The organism is Kamptonema formosum PCC 6407 (assembly GCF_000332155.1).
GTDB lineage: Bacteria > Cyanobacteriota > Cyanobacteriia > Cyanobacteriales > Microcoleaceae > Kamptonema > Kamptonema formosum.
This window is the reverse complement of sequence record NZ_KB235903.1, coordinates 2,594,839-2,615,470: the sequence shown is the minus strand read 5'-3', so window position 1 is coordinate 2,615,470 and position 20,632 is coordinate 2,594,839. Positions and strand designations below refer to the sequence as shown.

At 45.1% G+C, this 20,632-nt stretch carries 29 protein-coding genes, 1 tRNA gene and 1 pseudogene; 13 read left to right on the top strand and 18 right to left on the bottom strand.

Features of this window, described 5'->3' with window-relative positions; translation table 11 throughout:
- From OSCIL6407_RS0116450 to OSCIL6407_RS37125, 3 genes and pseudogenes are all read left to right on the top strand, one after another.
- On the top strand, nucleotides 1-645 hold the full coding sequence (locus tag OSCIL6407_RS0116450) for a Uma2 family endonuclease (protein WP_007353272.1): 645 nt from the start codon (nucleotides 1-3) through the stop codon (nucleotides 643-645).
- 17 nt (nucleotides 646-662) lie between these two features.
- Entirely contained in the window at nucleotides 663-1,514 is an 852-nt protein-coding gene (locus OSCIL6407_RS37130) for a hypothetical protein (protein ID WP_007353271.1), read from the top strand.
- Nucleotides 1,432-1,980: pseudogene (locus tag OSCIL6407_RS37125) on the top strand (endonuclease/exonuclease/phosphatase family protein); the annotation flags it as partial. The gene OSCIL6407_RS37130 and the pseudogene OSCIL6407_RS37125, both read left to right, overlap by 83 nt.
- Here the strand turns inward: OSCIL6407_RS37125 and OSCIL6407_RS0116435 are convergent.
- Nucleotides 1,962-2,495: a pentapeptide repeat-containing protein gene (locus tag OSCIL6407_RS0116435; RefSeq protein ID WP_019487457.1), complete on the bottom strand. Its 534-nt coding sequence runs from the start codon at nucleotides 2,493-2,495 to the stop codon at nucleotides 1,962-1,964. The pseudogene OSCIL6407_RS37125 and the gene OSCIL6407_RS0116435 overlap by 19 nt on opposite strands.
- A 619-nt stretch (nucleotides 2,496-3,114) precedes the next feature.
- Between OSCIL6407_RS0116435 and OSCIL6407_RS0116430 the strand changes: the two genes are divergently transcribed.
- Nucleotides 3,115-3,186: transfer RNA gene (locus OSCIL6407_RS0116430), tRNA-Ile, on the top strand.
- Between the two features lie 23 nt (nucleotides 3,187-3,209).
- Here the strand turns inward: OSCIL6407_RS0116430 and OSCIL6407_RS37830 are convergent.
- From OSCIL6407_RS37830 to OSCIL6407_RS0116380, 11 genes are all read right to left on the bottom strand, one after another.
- Nucleotides 3,210-3,341, bottom strand: a complete 132-nt coding sequence (locus tag OSCIL6407_RS37830) for a hypothetical protein (protein WP_267879544.1) — start codon at nucleotides 3,339-3,341, stop codon at nucleotides 3,210-3,212.
- On the bottom strand, nucleotides 3,334-3,645 hold the full coding sequence (locus OSCIL6407_RS0116425; protein ID WP_019487456.1) for a hypothetical protein: 312 nt from the start codon (nucleotides 3,643-3,645) through the stop codon (nucleotides 3,334-3,336). The genes OSCIL6407_RS37830 and OSCIL6407_RS0116425 overlap by 8 nt, the downstream gene beginning before the upstream one ends.
- Before the next feature lie 15 nt (nucleotides 3,646-3,660).
- The gene (locus tag OSCIL6407_RS0116420; RefSeq protein ID WP_019487455.1) at nucleotides 3,661-4,176 is read right to left on the bottom strand and encodes a hypothetical protein; all 516 of its coding nucleotides are present in this window, start codon (nucleotides 4,174-4,176) and stop codon (nucleotides 3,661-3,663) included.
- Nucleotides 4,177-4,479: a hypothetical protein gene (locus tag OSCIL6407_RS0116415; protein WP_019487454.1), complete on the bottom strand. Its 303-nt coding sequence runs from the start codon at nucleotides 4,477-4,479 to the stop codon at nucleotides 4,177-4,179.
- Nucleotides 4,480-4,488: 9 nt separating this feature from the next.
- Nucleotides 4,489-5,109: a hypothetical protein gene (locus OSCIL6407_RS0116410; protein ID WP_019487453.1), complete on the bottom strand. Its 621-nt coding sequence runs from the start codon at nucleotides 5,107-5,109 to the stop codon at nucleotides 4,489-4,491.
- A 129-nt stretch (nucleotides 5,110-5,238) separates the two neighbouring features.
- A complete protein-coding gene (locus tag OSCIL6407_RS0116405; RefSeq protein WP_019487452.1) occupies nucleotides 5,239-6,360 on the bottom strand; it encodes a hypothetical protein in 1,122 nt (373 codons plus the stop codon).
- Nucleotides 6,357-6,722 (bottom strand): hypothetical protein, encoded by a 366-nt coding sequence (locus OSCIL6407_RS0116400; RefSeq protein ID WP_019487451.1) that lies wholly within the window; start codon nucleotides 6,720-6,722, stop codon nucleotides 6,357-6,359. The genes OSCIL6407_RS0116405 and OSCIL6407_RS0116400 overlap by 4 nt, the downstream gene beginning before the upstream one ends.
- Before the next feature lie 2 nt (nucleotides 6,723-6,724).
- Nucleotides 6,725-7,708 carry a hypothetical protein gene (locus tag OSCIL6407_RS0116395; RefSeq protein ID WP_019487450.1) on the bottom strand — a complete coding sequence of 328 codons (984 nt, stop codon included), beginning with the start codon at nucleotides 7,706-7,708 and terminating at the stop codon, nucleotides 6,725-6,727.
- On the bottom strand, nucleotides 7,708-9,483 hold the full coding sequence (locus OSCIL6407_RS0116390; RefSeq protein ID WP_019487449.1) for a hypothetical protein: 1,776 nt from the start codon (nucleotides 9,481-9,483) through the stop codon (nucleotides 7,708-7,710). Before OSCIL6407_RS0116390 ends, OSCIL6407_RS0116395 begins: the two co-directional genes overlap by 1 nt.
- Entirely contained in the window at nucleotides 9,483-10,373 is an 891-nt protein-coding gene (locus OSCIL6407_RS0116385; RefSeq protein WP_019487448.1) for a hypothetical protein, read from the bottom strand. The genes OSCIL6407_RS0116390 and OSCIL6407_RS0116385 overlap by 1 nt, the downstream gene beginning before the upstream one ends.
- A complete protein-coding gene (locus tag OSCIL6407_RS0116380) occupies nucleotides 10,373-10,984 on the bottom strand; it encodes a hypothetical protein (RefSeq protein WP_019487447.1) in 612 nt (203 codons plus the stop codon). Before OSCIL6407_RS0116380 ends, OSCIL6407_RS0116385 begins: the two co-directional genes overlap by 1 nt.
- A 194-nt stretch (nucleotides 10,985-11,178) precedes the next feature.
- Between OSCIL6407_RS0116380 and OSCIL6407_RS0116375 the strand changes: the two genes are divergently transcribed.
- Nucleotides 11,179-11,751: a tyrosine-type recombinase/integrase gene (locus OSCIL6407_RS0116375; protein ID WP_019487446.1), complete on the top strand. Its 573-nt coding sequence runs from the start codon at nucleotides 11,179-11,181 to the stop codon at nucleotides 11,749-11,751.
- Here OSCIL6407_RS0116375 and OSCIL6407_RS0116370 read toward each other — a convergent pair.
- From OSCIL6407_RS0116370 to OSCIL6407_RS0116345, 6 genes are read right to left on the bottom strand one after another with little or no spacing between them, the layout of a single operon-like run.
- Entirely contained in the window at nucleotides 11,741-12,568 is an 828-nt protein-coding gene (locus tag OSCIL6407_RS0116370) for a tail fiber domain-containing protein (protein WP_019487445.1), read from the bottom strand. The genes OSCIL6407_RS0116375 and OSCIL6407_RS0116370 overlap by 11 nt on opposite strands.
- A complete protein-coding gene (locus OSCIL6407_RS0116365; protein ID WP_019487444.1) occupies nucleotides 12,550-13,017 on the bottom strand; it encodes a hypothetical protein in 468 nt (155 codons plus the stop codon). Before OSCIL6407_RS0116365 ends, OSCIL6407_RS0116370 begins: the two co-directional genes overlap by 19 nt.
- Nucleotides 13,007-13,222 carry a hypothetical protein gene (locus OSCIL6407_RS0116360; protein WP_019487443.1) on the bottom strand — a complete coding sequence of 72 codons (216 nt, stop codon included), beginning with the start codon at nucleotides 13,220-13,222 and terminating at the stop codon, nucleotides 13,007-13,009. Before OSCIL6407_RS0116360 ends, OSCIL6407_RS0116365 begins: the two co-directional genes overlap by 11 nt.
- Nucleotides 13,207-13,551 (bottom strand): hypothetical protein, encoded by a 345-nt coding sequence (locus OSCIL6407_RS0116355; protein WP_148288869.1) that lies wholly within the window; start codon nucleotides 13,549-13,551, stop codon nucleotides 13,207-13,209. Before OSCIL6407_RS0116355 ends, OSCIL6407_RS0116360 begins: the two co-directional genes overlap by 16 nt.
- Nucleotides 13,502-13,726 (bottom strand): hypothetical protein, encoded by a 225-nt coding sequence (locus OSCIL6407_RS0116350; RefSeq protein ID WP_019487441.1) that lies wholly within the window; start codon nucleotides 13,724-13,726, stop codon nucleotides 13,502-13,504. The genes OSCIL6407_RS0116355 and OSCIL6407_RS0116350 overlap by 50 nt, the downstream gene beginning before the upstream one ends.
- A 31-nt stretch (nucleotides 13,727-13,757) precedes the next feature.
- Complete coding sequence (locus OSCIL6407_RS0116345) at nucleotides 13,758-13,961, bottom strand: hypothetical protein (RefSeq protein WP_019487440.1); 204 nt, start codon at nucleotides 13,959-13,961, stop codon at nucleotides 13,758-13,760.
- Between the two features lie 34 nt (nucleotides 13,962-13,995).
- On the opposite strand from OSCIL6407_RS0116345, the gene OSCIL6407_RS0116340 reads away from it, so the two are divergent.
- The 8 genes from OSCIL6407_RS0116340 (at nucleotide 13,996) to OSCIL6407_RS0116305 (ending at nucleotide 20,492) form a co-directional block, all read left to right on the top strand.
- Nucleotides 13,996-14,955, top strand: a complete 960-nt coding sequence (locus OSCIL6407_RS0116340; RefSeq protein ID WP_019487439.1) for a hypothetical protein — start codon at nucleotides 13,996-13,998, stop codon at nucleotides 14,953-14,955.
- Between the two features lie 116 nt (nucleotides 14,956-15,071).
- Entirely contained in the window at nucleotides 15,072-15,458 is a 387-nt protein-coding gene (locus OSCIL6407_RS0116335) for a hypothetical protein (RefSeq protein ID WP_019487438.1), read from the top strand.
- 6 nt (nucleotides 15,459-15,464) lie between these two features.
- Entirely contained in the window at nucleotides 15,465-15,749 is a 285-nt protein-coding gene (locus OSCIL6407_RS0116330) for a hypothetical protein (RefSeq protein ID WP_019487437.1), read from the top strand.
- Nucleotides 15,750-15,752: 3 nt separating this feature from the next.
- Entirely contained in the window at nucleotides 15,753-16,565 is an 813-nt protein-coding gene (locus OSCIL6407_RS0116325) for a hypothetical protein (RefSeq protein ID WP_019487436.1), read from the top strand.
- A gap of 110 nt (nucleotides 16,566-16,675) precedes the next feature.
- Nucleotides 16,676-16,942: a hypothetical protein gene (locus OSCIL6407_RS0116320; protein ID WP_019487435.1), complete on the top strand. Its 267-nt coding sequence runs from the start codon at nucleotides 16,676-16,678 to the stop codon at nucleotides 16,940-16,942.
- The gene (locus OSCIL6407_RS0116315) at nucleotides 16,908-17,111 is read left to right on the top strand and encodes a hypothetical protein (protein ID WP_019487434.1); all 204 of its coding nucleotides are present in this window, start codon (nucleotides 16,908-16,910) and stop codon (nucleotides 17,109-17,111) included. Before OSCIL6407_RS0116320 ends, OSCIL6407_RS0116315 begins: the two co-directional genes overlap by 35 nt.
- A gap of 442 nt (nucleotides 17,112-17,553) precedes the next feature.
- On the top strand, nucleotides 17,554-18,741 hold the full coding sequence (locus OSCIL6407_RS0116310; protein ID WP_019487433.1) for an IS110 family transposase: 1,188 nt from the start codon (nucleotides 17,554-17,556) through the stop codon (nucleotides 18,739-18,741).
- A gap of 215 nt (nucleotides 18,742-18,956) precedes the next feature.
- Nucleotides 18,957-20,492, top strand: a complete 1,536-nt coding sequence (locus OSCIL6407_RS0116305; protein WP_007358157.1) for a SagB/ThcOx family dehydrogenase — start codon at nucleotides 18,957-18,959, stop codon at nucleotides 20,490-20,492.
- Nucleotides 20,493-20,632 lie beyond the last annotated feature (140 nt).

Sequence of the window (20,632 nt, the reverse complement as noted above, 5' to 3'; positions counted from 1 at the left end):
ATGAAAAACACACAAACAAAATTATCTACAGATACTTGGGTGGCAGCAACTTGGGATGAATTTATCGAGGCTGCTGATAATCCAGCTTTTGAACGCGCTAAGGGTTATTATTATAATAGCAAAATGCTGATTGAAGCTATGGGAACTGGATACGATCATTCTTGCGACAACGGGATTATTTACTTTGCTGTCAACTTGTACTGCATTTTTAATCGCATTCCTGTCAATGGGATGATTGGTTGCAGCTTTCGCAAAGCAAGGTTGTGGGAGTGTCAGCCAGATATCGCTTATTATATTGGCGAGCGCGCTCAATCTATTCCCAGAGGCACTAAAATTGTAGACTTAAATCAATATCCACCGCCGGATTTAGCTATAGAAGTTTCTGACAGTACGCTATCTGACGATTTAGGTAATAAACGCCTGCTTTATGAAGAAGTACCAGTTAGAGAATATTGGGTCGTGGATGTACAAGGAGCATTAGTGAGAGCGTTTGCAGTCGGGGATGGCGGGAGTCGTCGCATCAGTGAATCTCTAGTTTTTCCGGGATTAGCAATTAGTTTATTAGAAGCAGCTTTGCACCGCAGCCGCGAGGCAGACCAAACTCAAGTCGGCGCTTGGTTAATGCAGCAATTTCAAGCAATATAGATGGCAATATAAAATTAATGGATGAGCTAATTAGAAAATTAATTACTATCGGCTTACCTGCTTGGCTTCTCTTCACAGTAGCAAGGACTACGGGTAAAACAGGTGAGGCTGCGATCGCGAACTCTTTACAAAAGCTCGGCAGTCCTTTTGGTTTGCTGATGGGTTTAGGTATATTGGTTATTTTCGGGTTAGCTGCTAGTTATTTTAGCCGCTATCTTGTAGATGGCTTGCTAATTAGATTTTACCAAAAGCGGCAGCAGTCGGAACCACTAGAAAAATTGCTAATAGAAATCGAGAAATTGCCACTATCCGATGACCTCAAAATTAAACTAAAATGGACTGTTACTCACGATCGCATCTACTCTCAACCCCAGTTCAAGCACATAATTTCAAGTAGTTTCATTATTGCCGCAATTCTCTCGGCACTATTTTCTGTCTCTAGCTACTTAGGAGAAAACAATAGATTTTTTGAATTGACCTCTCATTTGAGAGTACAATATCTAATTGTGGGTTTCAGTTGCTGCATTTTTTTTGGACTTACGCGCACAAAAAAGTTATGGTTAGTTGTTAGCATTTTCTGTATACTCGTTAATCTGGCTGAAATCGTGCCTTGGTATTTTCCTCAACCAGCAATTGCAGCAGAAATTTCAGGACAAAAGTTACGGATTTTCCAAAGCAATGTTTTGACAGGAAATCGCCATTATGCAGATGTTATATCTTTAGTTAGGGAAGAAAAACCCCGATCTTGCAGTTTTTGTAGAAGTTACCAGGTCTACTTGGGCAAAAGAGTTAGCAGTTTTAAAGGATTTACTTCCTTATTCTTTCGGAAATCAAGAGTCCGAGAAATTTGGCATGGTAATATACAGTAAGTTTCCGCTGGAAAATAGAGAACTTAAAATTTTTTCATTGGGAAGAAAAGTAGTATCTACAGATGTAAGAGTTCAAGGTAAAATTATTTCTATTCTCGCTGTTCATCCATCTGTTCCCACTAGACAAAAGAGTTTTATTGATAGAAATAAGCAGTTAGCAGCTATTGGTGAATATGCCGCACAAATCAAAAATCCTGTAGTAGTTGTGGGAGATTTTAATGTCACGATGTGGTCGCCATTTTACAAAAGTATGGTAAAGACAGGGGGATTGCGAAATGCACGATCTGGTTTTGGTATTTTACCAACCTGGCCAACTAATAAACCGCTGTTATACATTCCCATAGATCACTGTTTAATCACCAAAGATATTCAAGTTTTGAATATTAGGACTGGTCGCAAAATTGGTTCCGATCACCTACCTTTAATTACAGATTTAGCAATCAATAACTACCGATCGTTTAAATAGCCATCGGGCATAATCGTAGTGCGATCGCACTCCGCATTAGAAAGATCTACCTTTCGCGCTTTAAACAAATTACATCCTTTTAACTGAGTTCCCGTTAATTTGGCATTTTCTAAATTAACTCTGCTCAAATCAGCATAGGTTAAATCTGCACCGCTGAGATCTGCATTGTACAAATCTGCGCCTTGTAAACTTGCACGAGAGAGATTTGCACCCTGCAAATTAGCACGACGTAAATTAGCTCTTGACAAATTGCTCCCTTCTAGATCTGCTCCCGATAAATTGGCTTGATAAAGTTGAACGTCTCCCAATTGGGCTGCGGTTAACTGAGTTTTATACAAGTTGGCTTGACTCAAGTTTGCATAAGGTAAATAAGCACGACTCAAATCGCTACCTTCAAAGTTAATTTCTTGTAAATTGGCTTCAAATAGGTAAGCTTCACTCAAATTAACGGCGTTAAAGTCTCGCTTACCCGCAGAATACTGAGCCAGCAATTCCTCAGCGCTTAGCTTTTGCATTTGTACCTCTTTTCCGGCGACAGCGATCGCTGCCAATCCATCAGAATAATTAATGACTGATATTATGCGTATTTATACTTACGCATTTATTTTTATGTTAAGCTTGTGTAATAAAGAACACATTTTTTCTAATATTTTTTTTAGATTTGTAAATTCCTGTTACGCTCAGCCACCGGGACAAAATCAGTAATTTTGTCCGAAAACCGATTTATTTGTAAAATGAGAGATATTTACGTAGCTTATACAGAACTTACGCACCCAACCAAAAAAACCGGGTTTCGACTTTCGCTCAACCAGCAGTTTTTTGACCAAAATACTTCGTTACGATCCACATACGATCTCAAAAACCCGGTTTCTGGGACTCCCTGCGTAAGTCTTATTATATATACTGCCGATCGCACCTCTTTTTTGAGACGGTAAGGTAGAAGGTAGAAGGCAGAAGGCAGCTATACTGAAAAAATTTCTTATTTAGAAGGGCAAAAAGCAATTATCCTGAAAAATTTTCCGATCTATCTACAAGGGCAGAAGGAAAATGCAATCTTCAGCAATCGTTTCAGCCGTATTAATTTTATGAAAGAAAGTGTACAGTGAATCCCCAGTAAAATTTAGTCAGGCGATCGCAACTTTGGCCGATCGGAAAGGCAACGAACTCATAATTCGTCTGAGCTGGGTTCAACTCCCAGAGGTTGCATGAAGTTTAGTCAGGCGATCGCATCAGGGATAGCGAAGACCTGGGGGCGCAACATCATCATCAAACCGATCGGGTGGTGGCTCCCTGTGCGATCGCGCCAACGATGCCGCTTTTATCTCCCATTGAATCAGCCGACAGATCGGTTTATCATCCATAGTTATTGGTTGGTTCATCATCCTCCAATGGCGGCAAACTAGCCCTCAACAGAGACTCAGCCTGACTTTTATTGTATCCAGCCACACCTTTAGGAGAATAAAGCACATCCGTGTCAAACAACCGCTCCACCACAGTTTGATACAAAATAGTAGTCTGAATCAGGCAATAAAGAATTGTCCCGTAATCTAGCCGACCAGCCTCATAATGCTGAATAATCGTATACAGCAAAGAAGTCAACCAAGACGAAAGAATCCAGTGCAGCGTCCGATTCTGACACCACGAAACCACCTTAATTTGCTTCATCAACAATCCTTCTGCCTAAAGCAGCAAATCAATCTTACTTTCGATGCTTTGGAGCCTGCTGCTCTGGACTATCTGAACATCATTGATATCTTCAATCGCAGCTTCCACCGTTGTGATAATTTCAGCCGTATATTCCCACACCGTCAGCTTAATATCCCGATGCCAAAAAGGAGGCTTAAAGCTTAACGAGTAATCAGCAGTATAGTCATTTAATCTCAGTAATTGCAGGCGATTAAAAAATACCTTCCTACCATTACTCGTCACAGCATTTGGACTTCCACCAACAGTTAACCCTGTCGGGAACTTCTGAACGAGATAGCCTCCAAATTGCCAACTATTACGCTTCGTCGCTGACTCACAATACACAGCAACAAATGGATTGTGTAGCAACAAAGGACAAGTTTGTTCGGGGATTGGGTCCCAAGACAGAGCCTCACCATTGGACCGAAACACCTGGCCAGAAGCCTGAATATTAAAATCCCAACGCGACTCCCAATTATTAGGATTTTGCAGGTCTAAAATTAGCCCCATTTAAACCCTCTCAAGTTCATAACTTAAAAGCCATTCAGCACGACCAATCCACCACTCAGGGTCAATGCCATGATGCTCTAGGATGTCTTCATAAGTTCCCGTGTCGATTTTCTGGTCAATAAAATCGCTGGCAGCTTGATTGAGCTGAATCATGCCCTCAAACTCTGAATCAGTACAATCGCCGCCAACATCAACCATGAGCAAATCAACAACATCATCAACAAGATTGATGTTTTGGTCGAGGGTTTGCTCGTAGCCGGGAAGCCAGAGCCCAGAACTGGGAGATTGCAAAAAGTTTGTCATGGCGATAGGTTATGCTGACGCGGCGGCTCTGATTGAAACATCACCTTGCGGCTTGAATGAAACCCGCTGAGTTCCAGTAGGAGTGGCCCCAAGCAACGCCGTTCTTAAAAGAGCTTGCGTCGCCTGCTCTGAAATTGCACCAGTCGCCGCTTGCCCAAAATTTGAGCTAACGCTGTCCGTTTTGTTGTAACTGTACGGAATCCCGGTGATGCGAGAGACAATGCCAGCAACAGCCGCCCCTACTTCCGAGTAATTCACTTTGGCAAATTGAATCTTTCTCGCTTTTTGGATAATAATGTTTGCGCCAGTTGGTTCATCGATTAATGCTTTGCCTTGTTCTCTGGCAGCAGTAGCAACCTTTGCGATGATAGTATTTGCGTTTTCTTGCTTTGGTGTTGGGTCACTGCCTGGGCCAGGAATCCACGTTTCATAAAAGAACTTATCTGGTGCGCCGAACGGTTGAATCCATGCGGTAGTTCGTCCGACATTACTCCGCTTGTTCCCCGTTGCGGTTTGCGTTGCAGCAAAGGCTGCCTGTTTCTCCGCCCGATCCTTTTTTAACCAAAGGTCAAGCTTCTCTTTAGCCTTTAGCAACTCTTCAGCCCGATTAATATCGCTGTATCTACCCATATTGTCAAAATCCTGCGATCGCGTGTCTTTTCAGCTTAGCCGCCACACCCCTTGATGGCTATAGGTTTCAGGCTTAATCGGAAAATCGAACCCTATAGGGTTAGAACAATTAAAAGTAAATAGCCAAGGCTAGGCGATGACTTTCGACTCTTTGATGGTAGGCAGGTAAATCTTGGCGTACTGATAAACCACGTCCGCGCTGGGCCTCAGTCTGGGAGTACGGCGCTTTTGGCCCAACACCGTTATCTCTTTGGGGGCTGGATAAGCCGCCCCTGGGTTCTTGGCGGCCCCCTGCTTCAGGAAAGCTTCATCCAGCTTGTGCCCCTGGATGTCCAGGACGGCACTCGCTAGCCGTTCCCCTTCCTCATGGCTGGAACAATAGATGAGGAAATTGTACCCCCGGCCCCAATCGTGATAAGCAATTTGCTTTTTGCCTTTTGACCAGGTATAAGGTGGTTTTGTTCTAAAAATACTGGTTATTTTCTTACCTAAATTGTTAATATCTTTCTCTGTTATTAACTTAAACTTCCCCTTGCCTGTCATCAATGGATTATCTGTTAGATCCATTAAATCAAAGCTGATTTCTCCTTTAACTGGTTGAAAGCCTTTCTCAAAATTGCTTTCTTGCCTGAAATACAACGTAACTTCTGGATGCCCAGAACGCTTGATAACATCGCTTTTCCCGCCACTAACACCCTCGCCAGCCTTCTGATTCCACCAGTGGATAATCTGACCAGCTATCTGAGAATAAGATCCGCTAAAAATCCTCCACTCCTGTAAATTCTGGCGATTTTCAAAGAATTGAACCACCTTAAAATCGGGCCGCACTTTCCGATTGCCATGCACCTTAATCTCAACAATCTTAGGGCGATTTGCCTTCTCAATCCCCGGCCAAGGTTGCTTAGTCCAAAGCTTCTTTAGCTCTGGATTTACACCAGTAACAAACTCCGCAAATCCATCTTCAAAAGCCTTAGCCCACTTCTTAAAATTCCCCTCCGACCAATTCACCCGCCAATCAATTATTAATTCAGTTGCCTTTAGTAAAGATGCCTGTAATGGGATGAACGGCTCCGAGCCGCTAAGAAATAATCGCTCATCTTTATTGGATTGATTGAGTAATAACTCGTAGACATCAAACAGAGGTTGCCGCTGCAACGGCTCATCGGTTGGTTTTTGTTGATTAACAACCGTACTAGCTTCCTCCTCAGCCATCTTGCGGTAAGTGGCTAACCGGAATGGTTCAAGTGTCATTTTTTACCTTTCTCCTCTCGTTTGCCGACTGGTTTAAGTTTGCGAGGTTGCTCCTTATTCACCTTCTTAATTACTGGCCTTTCCTCTTGAAGTTCCTCATAAGGCAATTGAGGATTGACAGGCTTTTTAGGATGCTCTGTGGCCGTCCCACCATAACCCCACTCAAACTCGTTCGCCCATTGTTTCAAATTGCCAACCCCCATCGCCGTGCGGATATTTCGCCGTTGCAGAAAGCCGTCTGTTTCTACAACTTCCTGGTAACTATTTATCCTATCTTCCAGCTCCTTTTTAAAGTTCTGCTTCTCCTCAGCAGGGGTCTTGGGCCGCCTTTCCTTCTTCTGTAGCGATGGTTTCTTTGCCATAATTAAATGAACTCCGCAATGACATCTTCTTCGGTAAGTAATTCTCCGATAGTATCGAAAAATTCCTCAAAACTTTCAATCACCACTTCTGCCAGCTTTTCATTAGGGAAGACAGTTTTTACCGTTTCTTCCCATTTTTCGTTATAGGCAAAGGTGAAATTAGGAGACTCTTTCCCCCAACCTGGATCGTTTTCCTTCCCTAATCCCTTAGCTACAAACTTTCTAACATTCATGTAAGTCATGTTAAAAAGTATCTTTTTCCCTGCGGATTTCACCGCTTGCCAGATATTCGCCACCGCTTCTAAAAGACTATTTCTAACGCTTTCATTGCCATCGTGTATCTCAATTAAGTTAGCTAATTGACGGATATTGATACGTACTTTTGGTACATTTTTCACGCTTGCGCCGACGATAACGGAAGCAACAGAGCGCCCCAACGCTTGCCCCAATGGAGTATATAAACCCTCAATTGCATTCTTGATTCCATTCATTAAAGATTTATCACTTTGAGCCCAATCAAAGTGCCAAAGTTTTTCCGAAGTTTGTACTACAGTTGACATCAATTGAGGGGCCGTCATCGCCAGAGTTCCACCGAGAAATGCTCTACCCCCCGGCCCAACCCTAGCAGCCGCACCCGTCGCAGCCGACACAATTCTGGTCAGCACAGCACCAATCCCGCGCGCAATCCCTCCAATGGCCGAACCACCAACGTAAATAATAGTACCCGCCAGCAACACCCCCGCCCCTTTCTCCACCGTAGAGGCCCCATTCCACCAACTTTTAAATAAGTCCCAATTGCCCGAAGAAATAGCATTCCAAACCTCAATAGCCCCTCCCTTTACTTTTTCGAGATGGGCTAAAATATCCTTCCCTGCATTCTTCATCCAATTGACAGCTTGAGAGGAGATTTCACCCAGCCATTTCAAATTAGCTTCCCCGCGAACAAAAGCCGTCGCGTAAGTTCCTGCTGCAATTTCCAAAACCATTATTTTTTACTCCCTAGCAATAAGATTGCTTTCACCAACAAATCCTGCAAATCATCCTCTGTTTCCACAAACCGAGGTACGGGTAAAGGATAATCAGAAGGAGTCAAAATTGCAGGTAATAATGACTCCGTTGTATCCTCGTCATTTACCTCCAAACCGGGGGCTAACCCATCCTCTGATTCATTTTTAGGTGGCTGCTTTTTCTTATCCCCAAAGCCTTCACCTGATTTAGATTGATTAGTTAACCCTGCGGACAAATCAAATTCTAAGGGCAACCTAGTGGTTGTCCACTTGAACGGACTGCCTAACATTTTGATGATTTCTCGGACAGTTTCGCCAATCCCTGCCACCATCTTTAATGTGCGGGTGACAGCATAGATTAGGCGAACTTGAATCTGTAGGCGAGTAGCTGCATCCCCCTTATTTTCAATTGCCAATTCCACCAAGGCTTGAATGGCGGCGGCCGGAGAATTAAATTGAACATCAACGCTTTGGTCGCCTTTTTTGGCTTTGTTAACATCTTTGATTTTGACTCTGATGGGAGTATCAATTCCATAGCGGTTAACCGTTCTAAATAGATTGAGTTGTAATTCTGCATAATTGCTAACTTTTAGTTGTCCAGTTCCTCCGGGTGCCAGGAATTCTTTAGGGATTTTTATCCCATTTTTTTCGATGTCTTCGACTGCTAAGACTTTCATGATTTTTCTTAGCATTGAAGCCGTTTCTCTGCAACATTTGTCTTGTGCCATAGGTGGTAAATTCCAATTAGGTTTAGGTGTCGGTGAAGGTGATGGGAGGGGAACACCAGTATTGCAAATGTACCTTCCTTCTAATACTTGCGTGGCATAAGGATGGTTAAAGTCTTTCCAATATTCCCCAAAAGCATCATACATAGAAAATCCCGATCTAAAACCATTCGCTCCATTGTTGATTACAACAAGTACGAAAAGAGTTGAACTCCATTTATAGGTAGCTGGCGCTGGTACAGGCTGAGAACTATTACCTCCGAATCCCGTTCGCATTGTATATACGCTTAATGGATAATTAATTCCTTGCGATGTAATGGTGTAGCCCGTCCCATTCCCATTAATAGCAATGGATACATCAAAACCTAACCCTGAAAAAAAGCCAATACTTACTTCTGAAATTATCGAAGGTGAGCCAGGGTATCGAGAATCGACTGGATACCAAGTCCTCTCTGTCATATGGTGATAGGCGTAAATTAATTCTTGCCGACAACCCATAGGCGGCAAATTTGGCGATTGTCCGCCGGTAGGCGATGGCGATGGCTGTTTAGGCTTACACCCCGGAGCTGTGTAAGTTTCAGTGGAAGTAAAAGATTTTATGGGACTATAAAAGTTGCGAGAGACACTGATTGTGCAACCATTTTTCACCACATCAACATCAATATCAAAGTCACCGAATGGTGTTGAGATGCCGGTATTCGCACTAGCAGAAACATCTCCACCAGAACCCACATTAATACTGACGCTGGTATTTCCACCAATCCCTAAGCTTGTAGAACTTTCAATTGACAACCCCCCACTACCAATACTGATTGATTCATCTCCGCCTTCTCCCCCTTTTATTCCAGCTCTGCTAGCGCTAATATCTTTGGTATCAATTTCCCCATAGATTGATGTTCCTGGAACTTTTGGGACACTAACAGAAATTCCTATAATTCCGTCGCCTTCGTTAGATATTCCACCTGTGGCGCTTTTAAATTGCTTTCGCCCTTTATCAACACTAAGAATGGTGTCAAGAATCCTGGCCATTACCAAAATTCCTCACCACTAATTACAGCAGTGGCACTTGCAGCAATGGCATATAAAGCAAATCCTTGAGTATAGGATTTTGCAATCAATTCCCCTCTTTCACCCTCAAAAGAAAGTCGGCCATTTTCATAAGTTAACGCTCCCCCTGCGGCCAACTTAGCGCAAGTATTAGCGGCTACCCCTGCACTACTAGACCCGAATCGAAACCATACATCCTGAGTCGTAGTTAACCTGAGTTCTTTCCGAGTTGAACGAGCAGGTAGGCATTGAACAGGAGTAGAAGAAGTAACGGTTGCGGCAAAGTTAGCAGCATTTGTGAATGGAACCGCCCCATTATCAATAACAAATGAGGGAATAGTCAATGTAGAACCAATCAAAATGATTTTGTCGGCAGTCCCTAATGTACCGCTGCCCACATTTACTATTGAGGCCCCAATTTTATCCCCCGGCCCATAAAAGCCAGTGCCATCATCAAGCAAGGGATTTAATAATGGTCGGAAACTCCAAGCACCAATATTCGTTTTTCCGTGATTTTGTAGCTGGATTTGGCTCCGTTGTTTCCAACCGCTTCCAGTGTCTACATAAAGAGCCAATCCTTTAGAGGGAGCCTTAGCAAGAGCCTCGTTGAATTTCGCTTGTTTCTCCGCTTCTGACTCTTCTTCATAAATATTTGGGGGTTCAATTCCAATAATTGAAGGGAGAATATATTGCGCTTGTAGGGTGATAATTCTGTTGGCCGAGCAGGATGAGGCAAGATAACCAGCGGGGGGTGTTAATGCCGCGTTCAGTGTCGCGAAATTAAGTATTTCAACTATGCTGGAACCATTTGCCTGATTCAGCTCCAACTGAAAAGACTTTGTAGCTTCAGGCCTGAGCATTGTGTCTGCCATTAACTCAGTGCTCCCAGCGGCGAAAGTCCGATGTAACGCCACCCTCCCAGACCGTCGTTAATAGCTTGCAAGGGAATTTCTACGCTGGCTTGCAATTGTGCGTCGAGCAAGGTTCCCAGGGCAGAAGCATTGCTAATCTGCCAGCTACTTACGAGTGTGAGATTTAAAGGGTTTTTATCAGCTTGAATTTGTAACCAATTCATCAAACGGATGGCATCACACAGGTCTGTTGCCCAATTCCCAGAGGTAAAGGTGGGACTGCCACCAGACCCGGCCGTGTAGCCAATGCTGGGAGATGTGAAGTAATCAGGCACAACAATTGTTGTGGCTTGGGAAAATGTGGAGGGCACTGTTTGACAGGGGGGAGAAAAGTCAACGGTGGCCACGCCGCCATTGTTGTTGGTCACGCCTGAGATGGTGGCTTCTCTGTCCTCAGTGAGAGAGAGATAGTCAAGTGCTTGGGGATTGATGGCTGTATTTTTCTGGCCCATGATGGCCAAGGCTGCCAATTGATAAATCATCCCTCCCAAGGTGGCCGCTCCTGGGGTTGCTACCCCGGAGGCATTAACCCCTTTAATTGTGCCGTTAGTGTTGACAACAATAGCCGTCATTAAATAGACCCGCTGCGGTAGTTTATTTAATATTATCTAAGGGCTTTAACTATCAGGGAAAGTTCCTGTTTTAGATAAAAGAGGAACTTGTTTGTTTTCTGTAATGATTGCCCAATAAGCGATTGAGGGGAGCTATTATAAGAAGAAAGATTGGCGGTTCTCGTTAGCCGCGTCTGTGGGAGAAAACAGGAACTATGAAGCTTTTAGGATGTGGACAGGCAACGCCGCTGAACCGAAAATCTTTTCAGGTAATTTATGACAATTTTCACAATGAGGCTCATAAATTATTCTGGGCTTTGGCTTGGTTCACGGGTGAGCGTCCAGGGGCGATCCTCAAAATGCTTGTCGAGCACGTTTATCTGAATCCCGACCGGCGACAACCGCGAGAGACTTTGATTTTTCCTTCGGGCAATAGGAAGGACAGGCAGACGCGAGAGGTTCCCTGCCACCGGGAACTGGAGATGTTACTGCGGGGATATGGGCCGCCCAAGTCGGGGGTATTGTTTGCGAGTCTTTGCAATGAGGGGGAGCCGCTGTCGGTGAGGGCGTTGGATAAGTCGCTGCGCCGCGCTCTGGTTAAGGCGGGGTTAGAGCATGGGGGCTATAGTTTGTACTCGCCCCGGCGCGGGTTTATTACTGAACTGCACCGGGCGGGGATGGATATTAAGGTGATCCAGAGTTTGACGGGGCACAAGGATTTGACTTCTTTGAGTCGCTATATTGATGTGACTGAGGAACAGCGACGGAGTGCGATCGCTAATTTGTAAGGCTTTCTGTTTTTTCCTCTAGCTTCTCCACTCTTTCTAGTAAGCCTTTTACTGCGGCTAAACACACGCCCGCCATATCTGAAGGCGCAAGCATTTTATTAGGCTGAGTGGGTGAATCATCCTGCAAAATTGCCAAATCACCACCTAATTGAAATGCTAGCCAGAAAGCTTGGGCAAAAGTGCCGATGCTCTTAATTCTAGAATCGGAATTCTTAAAGCTGTATTTGCATACTGGCAAGTATTTTACTTTTTCTAAAATATCTTGATAGTCTACTTCTTCAATATTTTCTTTTTTATTGAAATCGCTCATGGCAGCGTAAGTCCCTGCTGCCGTAATGTAGGAACTATAGTTTCCCCCTATCGAAAAGTAGAGATTCGCATTGTCCGATTTCACAACAGGAAACCGATTGGCAGGATAACCCGGAAGAGAGCCTAAGCTCTTATCCAAAGCAATATATTCCCCCGCCTCGCTAATGAGGCTATTTACTTGAAACTTACCATCTCTGTAGCTCCACATCCAGCCCCCGGAAGGGTTTGATATGGTTGCGCTCCACATTCCATTCATCAAGAATGTGTTGTGTTGCATGAAAACAGGATTACCTTGAGCGGCTGGAAAATTTACTCCTGAAATGCCCCCAATTGATCCAAAAATAGAAACACTTCCATAAGTTGTAGGCGCTCCAATGCGCCCCGCATATTCTAGATCTAAATTCGCTCTAGCACCGGCTGCATCGCTAGCACCAGTACCGCCAAGAATGATGGAAATAGGGATAGGAAAGGTGACTTGTTGGTTTTGATTTAGGTTGAAAAGTGGCATTTTTTAGTCCATGAACGGATTAATTCTAAAACTTGTGCGGCGGAACTTCCAGATGCGATCGCATCCCTCACTTCATCCGCCCTGTTCGATGCTAATGTGCTCGTGGCACACCCGCCGGGTATGTGTACGTGCTTGACTCGTTTACCGACTCGGTAAGAAAACCGCCAATACTCACCACCGCCGCGAGCACTGCCGCCAGCGTGGTACTTGTTGACGGCTCCACAGGGTTGAGGGGTTGTTAGCGAATCATTTGTTAGCGAATCATCTATCGGGTTTGGTGGAGGAATTGATTCGCTAACAGGTGGCCAAGTTGATTCGCTAACAAGTTTTGGCGGCCAAGTGTCATCCTCTTCGTACCCGTCTTCAATGTCGTAGTGCGAGTGCGATCGCTCGTACTGACAGGTGTCGAATAGTGAGAGTTGGCCAATGGGTACAGTTTTACTTGCCATCGGTGAGTTGCATGATGGGCGATCGCGCACTGGATGAATTAGTGCCGGGCAGGATGACATCTACGTAACGCCGGACTTTGCCACCGTCTTTGGTGGGATAGTTAACTGAGTCTGAGCCGAGGATGTTGGCCTCTCTGAGAGCCCTGACGAATGCCTCTATGTCGTCGGGGTATCCGATGAGTCGAATTTCTAAAAACCTTGGCATTGTTCTTCTCCTGTGTCGATCACTTGTAAGTTGCTTTCGTGAATCCTCCAGCTTCCGTTCTTGCCAAAAGTGAGATACCACCACCCATCCTCAAGCGTTCCCTCTTCTGCAAACTTGTCCTCTAGCCACTCCATACCAACAATCACTACAGATCGCTCTTGGAACTTGACGCGATCGCCAAACCAGAATTTAGGTTCGAGGCCGCCGTTAAATTTCCACAGCTCGTCCCAGCGATCGATGCAGCGCTGCTCTAGTTCTTCGGCCATGTTCACTCGGTATTCAGTCCATTGAGTCATGTCGTCCCCCGTCCAATCTTTGAGTTCTCCCATCGTTTCTGCCTGTCTTTTTAGATTTGCTGTGAGTTCCACCCCGTTTGTGGAATGATTCTTTGCGGGTGAGGTAGGCAGGTCTGTCGATGATTTTTAGGTAGCGCTGCGCCATCTCTTCACCATCTTCATAGTCCTGGGAAAATAGCTGTACTTGCTTATCTATGCCTTTGTCCATAATTTGTCCTCGATGCTTGAATCACCTGATACTACAAAGCGGCGATTTTCAAAAACCTTTGATTGGTAAGGGTTTTGGCTTTCGTACCAGCTTCACCAGGAGACAGCGGGAAAGTGGCGATCGCCCTCAATGAAGCTGCATTTTGTAGTATCGGTTTGATGTCCACTGGACACTGGAGCCAAGTCCAGTGGACGGGTAGCGATCGCACTTTTTCTGTGCCTGCATTAGTTGTCATTAATTCCTCCTAGTTGAACAAAACGCCAGAGCTTTTGGCTCCAGCGTGGTTGTGTGTTATTCAGTTAGACAAGCAGTTTATTGACTTGCCGAGGTCACACAAGCACTATCCAGGGAAAGCGATCGGCCACATCACCAAGTTTTTTCCCTCTGGGCGGGTAGGAATTAGTGGCGATCGCGCCCGCAGTTTCTTACCCAAAAACCTGATTTTGTTGGCCTGTGAGGACAGTTCCATTACTTCGGAACTTTCCCCGGCACTCAACTTAACGAAGCTGCCATCCCACGTCACACAAGAGATGTTGGATGATGACGATGACTTAGATGAGCCCTCTCCGACTCCCCCAACTCCCCCTCCAACTCCCCCAGTTCCCCCGGCACAAGCTGAAGAACTGACAGAACATTCTGAAAATTGCTCTCAATGTGGAAGCCCAGACCTTCGACGCTTCCACTACCACGACCCCAACGAGTATTACTTCTATTGCCGTGACTGCGGTCACGAAGGATGGAGACACGAAAAACTTCCCCCAGCGCAAGTTGAAGAGTTGGAAGCTGAGGAACTGGATGCGATCGCGAAGCCGACCGAAGCGATCGCCACTTCCGAAGTGATGGAAGTTCCACCGCTGGAAGTTGTGGAAACTGAGGAACTGGAAGAAAAATGTTGCCCTCACTGTGGCAGCGATTACATCAAATTCGTTTCCACTGGAAACCACACTTTTCACAATTGGATAGAATGCGAAGACTGCAATGAAGACTGGTTTGTGGATGCAATAAACACGCCTACGCCAGCCTCCGACGATGATCAAGATGAAGATGGGAATGAAGATGTTGATTGTTGCCCCCAATGTGGCTGCAACGACGCAATCCTCGTAACTTCCGAAGGAATTACCTTTGATGATTGGATGATCTGCCCAAGCTGCGGCGAAAGCTGGCAAATCAATAATGACGGCTTGAACATCCCTCTATCTGTGGCGCGTGACCCGCCACGTTTCCGGTAGACATGAATTATCTCCCAATCAGTTAACGTGCGATCGTCATACTACGGGCGATCGCTTCCTTCCAATTAGCAATTAGCCGTTAACAGTTAACAGTTAACAACTAGCAACTAACAACCATGAAAAAAACTTGTAGTAATTGCCGCGATTGGGATAAAGGATATTGCAAATCTTACGGCGGCGTTGACGCTTACATTACCCCCCGGTATTCATACAGAGAAGAAGTTGACCTTTTCCGAGAAACCTCATCTGATTTTTACTGCTCGGACTGGGAGCCAAAGGAACAAAACATGAAAATTTACACCTACCAACTCGGACAGATCCCGCCAATTACCGAAGCCGTTAACCAAGAAATCAACAGCCTGGAATCAATCGCCAGCGACTTGATTATTAAATGTGCCGGCAACTTTCACGCCTTGCAAAAGCTTTATCAAATCCTTGATGATCTCAAAGACACCTGCGACCTCAACCTCTGTCAAATTGAAATTATCGCTGACGAGAAATAGAAAATCATGCGATTTATCGGTCGTTTGCTTGTAGTTGATTGGACTGACAGAATGAATGTAGGATTTTTACGATTAAGTAAAAAGAATACTTTCTGTGCCGACATTCAAAAATCCCAATTGTCGGATATTTACGAGTATGAAGGACAACCAATCATCAGACCATTAGGTAAAACAATTGAGGAACCTTGGGGTTTTGATGCAAACAGAATCATTTCTGATAATACTTTTTGGCTAACAGATGACAGCGAAGAATATCTTTTACTTAACAAGAAGCCAGAGAAACAGGAATAAATTATGGATCTTAGTTACCTAAAGCACAATGGCAGATACAAATCTGTCCCTCTGCAAATGATTGCAGATGAGTTACAAATAGCCGAACAGGAGGACTGGTCTGAGCTAGATTACCTAGATGTAGATGTAGATAGAGAAATTCAAGTAGGATTTTTTAGCTATGTCAAGGTAGGATACTTCTTAGATAAAATGCGATACTACAAGCTATATCAAAAGCAAGGCTTTAACTCTTTCAAAGAATATTGCTTAAAAGTTCTGAGAAAAAGTGCTCACTATTGCATCAAAATTATCTCGGCTGCTGAAGTCTGTCTGAGATTAGCAGCGCTTGGATTTGAACAATTACCCAACTGTGTTGCTCAAGCATTACCGCTAGTAAAATTCAATCCCGTTTTCGGGTTGGATTCTCCCTTATATGACAAGTGGCAAGACGTTTTAGATAACACGCCACCTGGCCAACCAATCACCGCCAAACACATTGCTGAAATTTTAGACGAAACTCCCCCTGAAACTAAACCTCAGCAAGTCAAGGTCAAAGCTGATACTTACGCCAAACTTGAAAAAATAGCTGAGGCTAAAGACCTCACAGTTCAAGAAGTTATTGATGAATTGGCGGACTATGTACTGGGTGAAATCGAAGCTGAACCCACACCTGTACCGCCTGAAAAACAGGCAGCATGGAAAGCAGACTCAGAAGCATTAGTCAAGGAACATGAACAGGCTGAGATTAACTGGGAAATTTCAGACAGTAATGGCACGAGTTACCACACCAGTTATATCCCCATCCCTAGACCCGGCTTTATGCCGGATTCATCCTGAAGGAGGTGATGCAAACGATGTAACTGGTTAGTCTTTTTCATGATTACCTAAATGATGACCATGAGCGGTTGCTTGTGGAAGTAACCGCTTTCTTTCAATAGAGGCTCTAAATGCAAGTAAGCTATGATTCTCTGGATAAATTCGATGAGTTTGATACAAGGAATATCGCGGCAATTGCTTTTGTTCTCCTCGCACAAACGGTTGCGCGTGAGAAGGGAATCTCACAAATAGAATTGCAAGAATCGATGTTGCTTTGTGCTTTTCAATTATTCAAGCACTCTGACCCGGAACGGTTGAAATGCTTTCTAACTGAAAATTTCCCGACAATAAAGGAGGTAAAAGATGAAGGTGACAACCATCACAGTTCAGAAGGTTAAGACTCTAGGCGATTATCAAAGCGAACGCCTGGAAATGACGGCTCTTTTAGATGAAGGTGAAGACCCGGATGCCGCAGCTTTAACGTTGCGCCTGAAGGTGAAGAGTTTGTTAAATCAGTCGTTGCCGATGACGACTATGACTAACGCCGATAGTTTAAACGCCTTTTAAGGCAATAAATTGGGGCAAAAGCGGCTTTCCTTTTGCCCCAAGCTGTTTGATAACTGCAATGTTAGATATTGACTTTATGATAGCAAGTAATCAGCTTCCTGGCAAGATTTATTATTAGCCAAAACCGCCTGATGAGACTGTGTAGGTAACAGTCGAAACTTTCTCGTGCTTGAGGGAAGGTCGCGGATGGGTAGCGCAAACCCTTCGCCTAGACTTCGGTCTAGCGCTCATATTTAGCAGCAGTTTAGGGCCTTAACAGTGAAACAAGCTTCGGCTTTTTATCTTTCATAGGCTCGACTGCTGCAATCAGAGCGGAATCCTCTGTGGCTGTTGCTATAAATGCACTGCTTTAAGAGTGAAATAGGCTACGGCCTTCGGGTGATTCATAAGCTTTAGCTACAGAGATAACAGCGCTATACACCCTCGTTTGGAGACAATCAATATGCCCAGAGTTTTGGGACTTGATATTTGCAAGTCCTCGGTTGTGGCTTGCTTATTAACTGAGAAACCGACTGAACCTCGACAACTTTATTACGACATTGAGTTTTTGACGCTATCGGCTGATGCGGCTGGGATTAAGCAGATGCTTGAACTCAAGCCGGATGTGGCAATCATGGAACCGACGGGGGTAAATTACGCTCGGTTATGGGGGACGCACTTAGCCCGCGCCGGGGTGGAAGTAAGGCTAGTTTCTAATAACAAGCTTCCCAGTTATCGGTCGGAGTTGGATTTGCCTGATAAGGATGATGAAGCTGATGCTTTGGCACTGGCTTGTTACTATTTCGATTACAAAGATTCTCCCCGTCGGTTCGTTCAAATTCGAGAACAGAAGACAGCACGGCTGCGAGAACTGGCGTTAAGACTGGCGCATTACAACCGAGTGCAATCACCGATTATCAACAGGCTGCGGCAAGATTTGGCGTGGCAGATGCCGGAAGTGATGAACGTGCAGTCAAAACGCAGCGGGGATAATTTGCCGCTGTTGTGGGGATGGATGGCTGGTGAAAGGAAGTCAGCTAAGTATGATAAGCTCCATCTGCAAACTGTTGGTACTGGGATAACTCAAGAAACTAGGTTTGCGGCGAAGATGCTGTGTGATTTGCAGTTGCAGGAACGGCTGATTGAATTGGAGGCAACGAAGTTGATGATGTCCGATTCTCGGTTTTTTCCTTACCGTAAGGTGTTTACCAGTTTTGGTTTTGGGTTGCGAACGCAGTTTCTTTTACTCAGTCAGATTTTCCCTTTGGAAAATTACCTCAATGCTGAGGGCAGACCGGAGGTGATTATTCGCAAGGGTAAGAATAGTAAGAAGCCGACGAAGCGTTACTTCAGCGAGCGTCGGTTTATGAAGGCTTTGGGGGCCGCACCGGTGCGTGAGTGGTCGGGTGATGAGAAGAAGAAGTCTAAGAAGGCTGGTTCGAGCTTGTGTCGCCAGGCTCTCTGGCAGTGGCTGTTTACTCGGATTGAGGTTCGGAAAAGCCGGGTTCCGTCCTTTGTGGGGGAACTGCTGGGGGAGATGATGGATGAGGCTAAGGCCCAGAAGCAACCAATTAAACTGGTGCGATCGCGTTTGGTTGCTAAAGCTGTGCGGATGTTGTTTAAGGAGTTGGTTAAGGAAATTTGCCATTGATAAAATGGCACGAGCCATTTAAACACTAAAGCCCCGCAGGATTGTCATCTCTGCGGGGCTTAACTTTAAGGTAATAATTGACTAGAGTGAAAGATATTTAGTTGGCTTATATATACTGCCAATCGCGTTCCCTGTAGTTGACTTCACGACATATTCCGAGCAGGCAATGCCAAGATCGATAACACTTTCATTTAACACTGTTCCTCAACTGACCTATGCCAGAACTTCCCTTGTCTATTGCTCAACACTACCACGAGCGAACGAAATACGACCCCCAAACCATAGCGGCCAAAAATAAACAACTAGATTGGGAACAACAGCCAGTTCCCTTTAAGGAATATAAAATTGGGGCAACTTTTGACTTAAAGCCATATCTCAGAGATCGATCGGAAGGGTTAGCGACCGATCCTGATGTGAAATGGTGGCAACGATTGTCTCGGTTGCTGCTTTGTAGTTACGGTTTGACGGCGAAAGTACCGACAATGGGGGGAGCTCCGCTTTATTTGAGATCGGCCCCTTCTGCGGGTGGGCTATACCCTGCGGAGGTTTATATAATTTCTCGCGGTACGGGATTGTTACCTGCGGGACTTTACAACTATCAAGTTAGGACTCATTCTTTAGTTCATTTTTGGAATAGCGAAGTTTGGCCAGCTTTGCAAGGGGCTTGTTTTTGGCATCCGGCTTTAGAGGAGACAAAACTCGCGATCGCAATTACAGCAGTTTTTTTCCGTTCAGCTTGGCGTTACGAAGATCGGGCCTACAGGCGAATTTACTTGGATAGCGGCCACCTACTGGGCAATATCGAGTTAGCCTGTGCTCTGAATGACTATCGGCCGCACCTAATCGGCGGATTTGCCGATGCTGCGGTGAATGAATTGCTTTACCTTGACTCGGAACAAGAAGGAACAATCGCGATCGCAGCCTTAGCTGATTTACTAGAAATAGAACAAAACTTGCCTAGATTCCGAACCGCCTTGTCCGGGCCCACCCAGACAGACTATCCGAAAATTCCAGAGGGTCAACTGCTGGTATCGCTGCACAAAGCTACTCTGATTAACTCCGATTCCTTGGGAACCGATCGTTGGAAAGCTGATGAAAGTGAAGAGCAACTAGAAGATAAATATAACTTCCCTTTCTGCACAAAAGTTTCTGCCGTCACTCCATCCATACCTTGGGGTGCAAACCTCGAATCCTTAGAAAGTACAATTTTTAAGCGGCGTTCTACCCGTGCCTATACAGGTGCTACATTGAATTTGGGCGAACTTCTAGCTTTACTAGATTTTACTTATCAATCCCATCACTATATCGACCAAGGTTTAGACGGTTCGCCCGATTATTTCGACCTGAGTTTAATTGAAACATTTATCGCCGTTTCTGGCGTAACAGGTTTAGAAGATGGCTGTTACTATTACGCTCCCAAAGCTCAAGAATTGCGACAAATTCGGTTTAAAAATTTTCGGCGTGAGTTACACTTTTTGTGTTTGGGGCAAGAACTGGGGAGGGATGCAGGAGTGGTGCTGTTTCATACCGCCGACTTGAAGAAAGCAGTAGCAAAATATGGCGATCGCGTGTACCGCTATCTGCATTTGGACGCTGGCCATTTAGGGCAAAGATTGAATCTAGCAGCCATCCACCTACGTTTAGGAGTCAGCGGTATCGGTGGCTTTTTCGACGACCACGTTAACGAAGTTCTCGGCATTCCTGCTGATGAAGCCGTCCTTTACATCACCACTCTCGGCCGGCCAAGATAGGGAGAGGGGGAGATGGGGAGCAGGGGAGCAGGGGGGCAGAGGGGCAGGGGAGCAGAGGGGCAGAGGGGCAGAGGGGCAGAGGGGCAGAGGGGCAGAGGGGCAGAGGGACACAGAGGAATCTTTATCTTTCCTGTTCCATC